Below are 7,675 nucleotides of genomic sequence, written 5' to 3'. Positions count from 1 at the left end.
GTAGTACCCCCGTAGTACTACCCCCGTAGTACAGCACGGGGGTTTCATATTCGTTGTGAGATTTGATAATGGAAAATCAGATTAAAGATAGATTTGAAGAACTAACGAAAGAAATAGAACAAATCATTGAAAATAAAGTTACTGAATATGACTATGACATTCAGAGCAATGTAACAATAGTAGACTTAAAAAGTTTAAACTTATGGAAACAAAGTGTTAAGTATTTACTTGGTGAGGTATACGGAAAAGAGTCTGATTATTATAAAGATTTTTATAGAATATGTAGAGACGAGAATCGATATTATTCATTATTTGACGTGCTCACTGAAAAATTAATCCCTATTTTCAATTCCGCCAAGTCAAATATTCATTATCAATATAAAGAAAATAACGTAGATAATAAAAAATATGCACTTGATAGAATCAATAAAATATGTAGTAGATTTCATCATGTATCAAGGCAATTGCAAGCTAGATATAATGATAGAAACACGCTGGATATAGACGATGAATATGATGTTCAAGATTTACTTCATTCATTACTAAAAATAGATTTTGATGATATTCGCCCAGAGGAATACTCACCTAGTTATGCTAGCTCATCATCTAGAGTTGATTTCCTTCTAAAAGAACAAAAAATTATTATAGAAGTTAAAAAAACAAGAAAATCATTAAAAACCAAAGAGATTGCCGAACAGTTGATTGTCGATATAGCACGTTATAACGAACACCCTGATTGCGAGCTACTTATTTTTTTTATATATGATCCCGATGCAAAAATTTCAAACCCAATGGGTTTAATTCGTGATTTAGAAAAAAGTAACCATAAGGTTAAAATAATTATAAACCCAATTTGAATATTCAAAATATGACTATCATTAATAATGTGAGTATAAATTATGGCTAAAAAATCTAGAATATATAGTGTTATTGTAAGAACAGCTAGAGATGGTGAGTTTAGATATCAAAAGCCGGTGCCTGGAATGAGCAAAAAACATGTATCCGCAGAAATGAATTCTTCAAGCATGGCTGTGCTTAGAGTAGATTATGTAGGGTGGTATGATATTGATTTAATGGGTGACTCATCAGGGGAATATTATTTTGAGCTAACGTCTAAAAAAAATCAGTATGTCTATACTTTCGAAAATTATGATTATGGATGGTCACACCTTAACTTACAATTCCAAAATAATGTTGATGACATGATTGAAGAAATAGAAAAAGCTAATGGATATTACGATTACTAAAATGAATTAGGAGCTAAAATTGGAACTTAGTACAGGGATCATACTGATATTTGGACTTATTTTTGTATGTGCTTATTTTGGAATCGGAAAGTAAGATAATAGGTTCGCACAATGCACTCTATGTGTAAAGATGCCCCCTCGCCATTCCGGTAAACAGAAACCCCATTTTACCGGAATGACTCAGAACCCTTTTGTAACATAGCGTCATACATTATGCGAACCGAAGTGTTAAATGAAGGAATCCAGCGTTTTGGATGGTTAATCGTGTTACTGTGTCACACTCAACAAATGGCCGGACATTGTTAACCTTGACGATTGCAACCGCCTTACCCATTTCATCATCATCGTCTTTTAACCGATAACGTGAATGATAAAAATGAATTTTGTAAATAAACTACGGATATTCCCCCAAAAATTATTGACCTGCATTTGACGCTAAACAAAAATATGTCCGTGTATTACTTCTATAATTACCAGCTTATTTACTAATATAGATGTGGTCACATGGTTAACAAACTGAATCTTAACTGGCCTGAATTTTTAGAAAAATACTGGCAGAAAAAACCCGTTGTATTGAAAAATGCGTTTCCTGATTTTGCCGACCCTATCACACCGGATGAACTGGCCGGCTTGGCTATGGAGCCGGAGGTTGACAGTCGCCTAGTTAGCTTCATTAATAACAAATGGGAAGCGAGTCATGGCCCGTTTGAAGACTACAGTAAATTAGGCGAAAAAGGATGGTCACTGCTGGTACAAGCCGTCAACCATTGGCATATGCCTGCTGCTGAACTGGTGAAGCCGTTCCGTATGCTACCTGAGTGGCGTCTTGATGACTTGATGGTCTCCTATTCGGTGCCTGGCGGTGGTGTCGGACCACATATTGATAACTATGATGTTTTCATCGTCCAAGGAATGGGACGCCGTCGCTGGCGTGTCGGCGATGCCCTTCCGATGCGTCAGTTCTGCTCACATCCGGCATTATTGCATGTCGATCCGTTTGAACCGATTATTGACGTGGAAATGGCTCCGGGAGATATTCTGTATATTCCGCCGGGATTTCCTCACGATGGTTTCACCTTCGAAGATACCATGAATTATTCTGTCGGCTTTCGTGGACCGACCGGGCGTGACCTGCTGAGCAGTTTTGCAGACTATGCACTGGAACAGGATCTGGGGGGAGTAAATTATGGCGATCCTGACCTGACAGTGAGTGAAAATGCGGGAACCATGGAAACTCATGAAGTTGAACGCCTACGAGCCATGATGATTGAAATGATCAATAAACCCGGTGATTTTGAACAGTGGTTAGGCCGTTTTGCAACCACCCCACGCCATGAGCTAGATATTGCACCTTCGGAACCGCCGTATCAGCCGGAAGAAGTGCTGAGCGCTCTGAATGCCGGTGAAAAACTGATACGACTGAGCGGGCTGCGTGTCATGCGTGCCGGAGAGTATTTCTTCGTTAATTCAGAAGGCTGGATTACCACAGAAATAAAGGGTGCAGATACATTGTGCCAGTTTACGGAAGCGGGAATAGATGAACTCGGTGAAGCACTAAAGAACCCAGTTTTTGTTGCGGAATTAACGGAATTTATCAATCAGGGATATTGGTATTTCGAAGAATAAGTCACATCTGCCTGACAAGATAAAACACCTGCTGACGGGTGTTTTATCTCAACGTTCCAATATAGACAAGCCTTTAGATATTTTGTAGTTAGTTGGTGTTAGCGTTAGAATGGTTCAACGATGGGCTAACAATAAAAAATTAGAGGTATCGAATGATTATTCTTGTAACTGGCGCAACATCTGGCTTTGGCGAAGCTATTGCACGAAAATCCATACAACATGGTTTTACAGTAATTGGAACAGGCCGAAGAACTGAAAGATTAGAAGCTTTACATGCTGAGTTAGGTGATAAATTTTATCCATTGACGTTAGATATTCAAAATAGAAAAGCAATTCAATCTGCCGTTGCTAACCTCCCTTCTCACCTTAAAAACGTTGATGTTTTAGTCAATAATGCGGGTCTTGCGCTTGGTTTAGAACCTGCATTTGATGCGAATCCTGATGATTGGGAAGTCATGATCGACACAAACACTAAAGGCTTAGTGAATATGACCTATGAAATTCTGCAAGGAATGGTCGAAAAAAATCATGGGCATATTATCAATATCGGTTCAACAGCAGCGACTTGGCCATATAAAGGTGGCAATGTATACGGTGCAACTAAAGCGTTTGTTAAACAATTTTCATTAGGATTACGTGCTGATTTACAAGGTAAAAAAATTCGTGTCACAGATATTGAGCCCGGCTTAGTCGGTGGAACAGAGTTCTCTAATATCCGTTTTAAAGGTGATGATGGTAAAGCGGAAAATACCTATAAAGGTGCTGAAGCATTGACCCCGAATGACATTGCAGAAACTGTATTTTGGGTAGCCTCTCTCCCTGCTCATATAAATGTGAATACATTGGAGTTAATGCCTGTTTGCCAGACATTTGCCGGATTAACTATTCACAAAGAATAAGTTGAATAATACATAAACAGGTTAAAACGTTTCTATTTTTAGTCCTTTTCTATACAGACTGTCCTACCTGTTTTTAGCTATACTGTATCTAATGATACTAATCCGTAAGGAATTTATATGAGCTCATCACAAAAAACTTTGAAAAACAGTTTAGTGGCCATTAGTTTTTGCCTTCCTTTAATGTGGGCTGTATCCGCACAAGCTGCTAATACATCCACATCATGTACTGCTGGTAGCACATGCGTTTCGGTGGGAAGTGGCGATGATACCCTAAATAAAGAACAGGCTCGTCAAGAAAAGCAACAATGGGACGAAACTCGTATGTTGCGTTCAAAAGTCAATTCTCGCACAGAGAAAGAATTCGATAAAGTTGATGCGGCGTTCGATGCTAAAGATACATGCGAAAAAAGCTTAAATCTAAATGCCTATTGGGAACCAAGTACCAAGCGTTGTCTTGATGTAAGTACTGGGCGCCCTCTCGCAAAACCTTAATTTTTTGGTTTAAATTGGAGGTAAGATGAAAACGAAACTTTTAATTCCCTTATTTTTAATGGCTCTTTCACCTGCGTTTGCTCAAGCATCATGTGAAAGTGTGATTGAAGATATTAAACAAAAGATTATTAATAATGGTGTACCTGAAGATAGCTTTAGTTTAGTGGCAGTTCCAAATGATGAAGTTGACCCGTCAAAGGGACAAGTTGTTGGGCACTGCCAGAATGACGCTTATAAAATTATCTACTCTCGTCATTAACGAGTTATATTTTCAAGCATGACTCTAAGTTTGAATAAATTAAAGGGCGCATTATTTGCGCCCTCTTCATTCCCATAAAAATGGAAATTATTAAGCAGGTATACAAATAAATTCTTGTAGTTTTTCTGTGTCTAAATAATGACCTAAATCTCTTTCTTCTGGTCTTAATAGATACGGAATTTCACCAAGTAATGGTGATTTGATATGATGCTGCAATCTTTCAATAATTTGTGCGTAATGAGCAAGGCCTGGATTAATTCGGTTGGCTATCCAACCTGCGATAGTTAACCCATCAGCTCTAATAGCATCAGCAGTTAATAATGCATGGTTTACACAACCATGCTGAATACCGACAACAAGGATTACTCCAACCGATTGCCCTTTAAGCCAATCTGCATAGAAAGTATTGTCATCTAATAAATAGCGCCAGCCGCCATTTCCTTCGATAACAACCACATCACATTGTTCATTTAAATGTGTTAATCCCTGCTTTATTTTATCAAAATCAATGCTGTTTTTATGACTATAGTTATCTGTAATTCTAATTGGATTAACTTCATCATAGGAAACAAGATTACGTGATACGCTTTGAATTAGTAATGCGTCTTTATTTCTAACGCCCTCGGGTGTATCGATGCACTGATCGGCTATAGGTTTATAGCCAACCGCTTTAATTCCTTGGGTGTTAAGCGCTTGCAATATTGCAAGTGTTGATACTGTCTTCCCGACATCTGTATCTGTCCCGGTAACAAATAGGTTCATCATGGTATTTCTATCCTGAAGTGACAGACTAAAACAGCAAAAGGCTGTAAAAATGATATGGATTCAGTTTATTTGAATGGGAAATTGATAAGTTTGCGTTAGCTCAATTTTATGTAAGATAGCATTAAGTTTATGGATATGATTTAGCCTTGCAATAACTGCAATAGTAAGGAACCATCATATAATGATTGCTGAATTAATGCAGTTTCACTGTCTTTAGTGGAAAAATTAGATTTTTCAATATGTAAATTAGAGCTATACAGCGGACTCGACTGTAAATTTATAAACTGGTATAAATAATCAAAAAATATCTCTGATACTGTATTTAACGACGAATTAATCAAAATCAAATCGGTTCCAAAGATATTAATCATCATAGAAAGAGGTTTGGACAATTGTTTAGCAACCGTTTCTAATAAATAAAGGCTCAGTTTGTCTGCACACAATATTCCATTACAAATCGTATCGACCGTTAATTCATTATGATTTAAAATTGATAACGGATAATCAGGCAATAACATTTTTGCTTGTTCAATAATTGCAGGTATAGAAACATAAGTTTCCAAACAATCTTGTCCCCCACAGTAACAAAGTCTTTTGTTATTTTCACCTAATTGGGTATGGCCAAAAAGAATCGGCCGTCCACGATTTACATCTAAAACTTGGCCATAGTTTACGATTGCGGTACTGACAACCTCTTGTAATTGTAAATAAATAATATTTTTATTTATTCTTTTAGGTAAATTGGAAAAACAATCAGTTAGTGCTAAAGCATTTACTACTGGATTCAAATAAACAGGTAGCCCTGTTTTACTGGTTAAATATTCACTTATTTGAATTTCATTAACTTGATAGCCAGCTAATTTATAAATAATACCAGTATGGGAATCAATAATTCCATCAAGTAAAATGCTAATCGCAGTAACGCGTTCTAGCAGTGATTGGTGATGTTCAAAAAATTGACTGATAAGTTCAGAGATTAACGATAAAAAGTCATCATTAGTGTTCACCAAAAATGGGTACTTTTTTTCGGCGAGTGTTTTAGTGCTCATTTCTTTTAATGACAGAATGATGTTGTTATTTTCAATTCTGATTGAAAGAAACTGCCAGCCTGCACTTTCTATTACTAATCCAACCGCAGGCCTTCCTCGTAGACCAAGAACTGGAAATTCAAGCTCTTTAATTAAGTGAGCATCCATTAATTCGCGAGTGATTTTTGTGATACTTGCCGGCGCTAATTGTGCATGCTTAGATAATGCAATTCGCGAAATTGGGCCATGTTGATCAATCACTTGGTACACGATACCGGTGTTCAATTGTTTAATTTGGTCTATATGGCCAGTTTGATTCATCATGGTTAAAGCTCAAATCCTTTAAAAAGCAATCAGTTATTATGCATTATTATATGAAACAATGATTTCATATACACATTAAACGTGATTTACATCACGCTTAATGGCCAACAACATTTTTAATTAATAACTTCATCAACTTTTGAGCAGCTGCTGGCAATGCTCTTCGGGTATTGTAAACCAACCATACCTCTGACGCTGCTTTAATATTAGCCAGTTTAATATATCTAACACCGTCAATTTTCATTCTAGTAAATGATTCGGTAATAATTGATATTCCCATACCTGCAGAAACTAAACCTAAAATGGTCATTGCCTCCCCAGCCTCTTGAGAGATAGTTGGTACAACGCCAGCGGAAGCAAGTAATTGGTTAATTTCATCATAGAGGGCGGTACCAACCTCTCTTTCAAAAAAGACTAATGGATATTGTGCAAGTTGTTGAATATCAATACCGACATGTTCAAATTCTAATAATGGATGCCCCTCATACACGGCAACCATAAAAGGTTCTTTAAATAAAAGTTGGTAATCTAATTGTTCTGGCAGCACCGTATTTCGCATGATCCCGATATCAATACGACCGGTTATCAATGGAGCTATTTGCTGCTTGGTATTCATTTGATGCATATGAATCGAGACTTCAGGATAGGTTTCGCGATATTGGCGCAAGCTCATGGTGACTTTATGCATAAAAGGGGTCGTTGATGTAAAGCCTATCGAAAGTTCCCCTAATTCACCTTTTTCCATTCTTGCCGCTTTTATCGCAGCGGCATCAACTTGCGCTAAAATTTGATATGCCTCTTTAAGAAACATCGCTCCTGCTGGGGTCAATGCAACATTTCGATTATTTCGCTCAAGTAATTTAGCGTTTATTTTTTCTTCCAGTATCTGTATTTGTTGGCTTAATGGGGGTTGTGATATGTGTAATCGCTCAGCTGCTCGGCCAAAGTGAAGCTCCTCTGCAACGGCAATAAAGTAACGCAGGTGTCTTAGCTCTATATTCATAGGTTATTCATACTTTAAAGATATCATTCGTT

The 7,675-nt window shown here is 37.2% G+C and carries 9 protein-coding genes; 6 read left to right on the top strand and 3 right to left on the bottom strand.

What is annotated here, in order from left to right; all coding sequences use genetic code 11:
• Nucleotides 1–68: 68 nt before the first annotated feature.
• The 6 genes from M998_RS01055 (at nt 69) to M998_RS01030 (ending at nt 4,523) form a co-directional block, all read left to right on the top strand.
• A complete protein-coding gene (locus M998_RS01055; RefSeq protein ID WP_068907150.1) occupies nt 69–857 on the top strand; it encodes a PD-(D/E)XK nuclease domain-containing protein in 789 nt (262 codons plus the stop codon).
• 42 nt (nt 858–899) lie between these two features.
• Complete coding sequence (locus M998_RS01050) at nt 900–1,247, top strand: hypothetical protein (RefSeq protein WP_068907149.1); 348 nt, start codon at nt 900–902, stop codon at nt 1,245–1,247.
• Nucleotides 1,248–1,751: 504 nt separating this feature from the next.
• On the top strand, nt 1,752–2,873 hold the full coding sequence (locus M998_RS01045) for a ribosomal protein uL16 3-hydroxylase (protein ID WP_068907148.1): 1,122 nt from the start codon (nt 1,752–1,754) through the stop codon (nt 2,871–2,873).
• A 152-nt stretch (nt 2,874–3,025) separates the two neighbouring features.
• Nucleotides 3,026–3,772 (top strand): bifunctional NADP-dependent 3-hydroxy acid dehydrogenase/3-hydroxypropionate dehydrogenase YdfG, encoded by a 747-nt coding sequence (gene ydfG, locus M998_RS01040; protein WP_068907147.1) that lies wholly within the window; start codon nt 3,026–3,028, stop codon nt 3,770–3,772.
• Between the two features lie 117 nt (nt 3,773–3,889).
• The gene (locus M998_RS01035) at nt 3,890–4,264 is read left to right on the top strand and encodes a DUF1283 family protein (protein ID WP_068443997.1); all 375 of its coding nucleotides are present in this window, start codon (nt 3,890–3,892) and stop codon (nt 4,262–4,264) included.
• Between the two features lie 25 nt (nt 4,265–4,289).
• The gene (locus M998_RS01030; RefSeq protein ID WP_068907146.1) at nt 4,290–4,523 is read left to right on the top strand and encodes a DUF1161 domain-containing protein; all 234 of its coding nucleotides are present in this window, start codon (nt 4,290–4,292) and stop codon (nt 4,521–4,523) included.
• A 90-nt stretch (nt 4,524–4,613) separates the two neighbouring features.
• Here M998_RS01030 and bioD read toward each other — a convergent pair whose 3' ends face one another.
• The 3 genes from bioD to M998_RS01015 all read right to left on the bottom strand — a co-directional run bounded on the left by bioD (nt 4,614) and on the right by M998_RS01015 (nt 7,643).
• A complete protein-coding gene (bioD, locus tag M998_RS01025) occupies nt 4,614–5,288 on the bottom strand; it encodes a dethiobiotin synthase (protein WP_068444003.1) in 675 nt (224 codons plus the stop codon).
• A 140-nt stretch (nt 5,289–5,428) separates the two neighbouring features.
• Nucleotides 5,429–6,640, bottom strand: coding sequence for an ROK family protein (locus M998_RS01020; protein WP_068907145.1), 1,212 nt, complete (start codon nt 6,638–6,640; stop codon nt 5,429–5,431).
• A gap of 97 nt (nt 6,641–6,737) precedes the next feature.
• Entirely contained in the window at nt 6,738–7,643 is a 906-nt protein-coding gene (locus tag M998_RS01015; RefSeq protein WP_068444009.1) for a LysR family transcriptional regulator, read from the bottom strand.
• Between the last annotated feature and the right edge of the window lie 32 nt (nt 7,644–7,675).

The sequence above is a fragment of the Providencia heimbachae ATCC 35613 genome, assembly GCF_001655055.1.
Classification (GTDB): domain Bacteria; phylum Pseudomonadota; class Gammaproteobacteria; order Enterobacterales; family Enterobacteriaceae; genus Providencia; species Providencia heimbachae.
Note: the sequence above shows the minus strand (reverse complement) of the source record. Positions and strands in the feature narration are given on the sequence as shown.

What these genes read in the sequence shown, in the direction of transcription:
- M998_RS01055 (WP_068907150.1), top strand. Translation starts at nt 69, where the DNA reads ATGGAAAATCAGATTAAAGATAGATTTGAAGAACTAACGAAAGAAATA.
- M998_RS01050 (WP_068907149.1), top strand. Translation starts at nt 900, where the DNA reads ATGGCTAAAAAATCTAGAATATATAGTGTTATTGTAAGAACAGCTAGA.
- M998_RS01045 (WP_068907148.1), top strand. Translation starts at nt 1,752, where the DNA reads ATGGTTAACAAACTGAATCTTAACTGGCCTGAATTTTTAGAAAAATAC.
- ydfG (WP_068907147.1), top strand. Translation starts at nt 3,026, where the DNA reads ATGATTATTCTTGTAACTGGCGCAACATCTGGCTTTGGCGAAGCTATT.
- M998_RS01035 (WP_068443997.1), top strand. Translation starts at nt 3,890, where the DNA reads ATGAGCTCATCACAAAAAACTTTGAAAAACAGTTTAGTGGCCATTAGT.
- M998_RS01030 (WP_068907146.1), top strand. Translation starts at nt 4,290, where the DNA reads ATGAAAACGAAACTTTTAATTCCCTTATTTTTAATGGCTCTTTCACCT.
- bioD (WP_068444003.1), bottom strand. Translation starts at nt 5,288, where the DNA reads ATGATGAACCTATTTGTTACCGGGACAGATACAGATGTCGGGAAGACA.
- M998_RS01020 (WP_068907145.1), bottom strand. Translation starts at nt 6,640, where the DNA reads ATGATGAATCAAACTGGCCATATAGACCAAATTAAACAATTGAACACC.
- M998_RS01015 (WP_068444009.1), bottom strand. Translation starts at nt 7,643, where the DNA reads ATGAATATAGAGCTAAGACACCTGCGTTACTTTATTGCCGTTGCAGAG.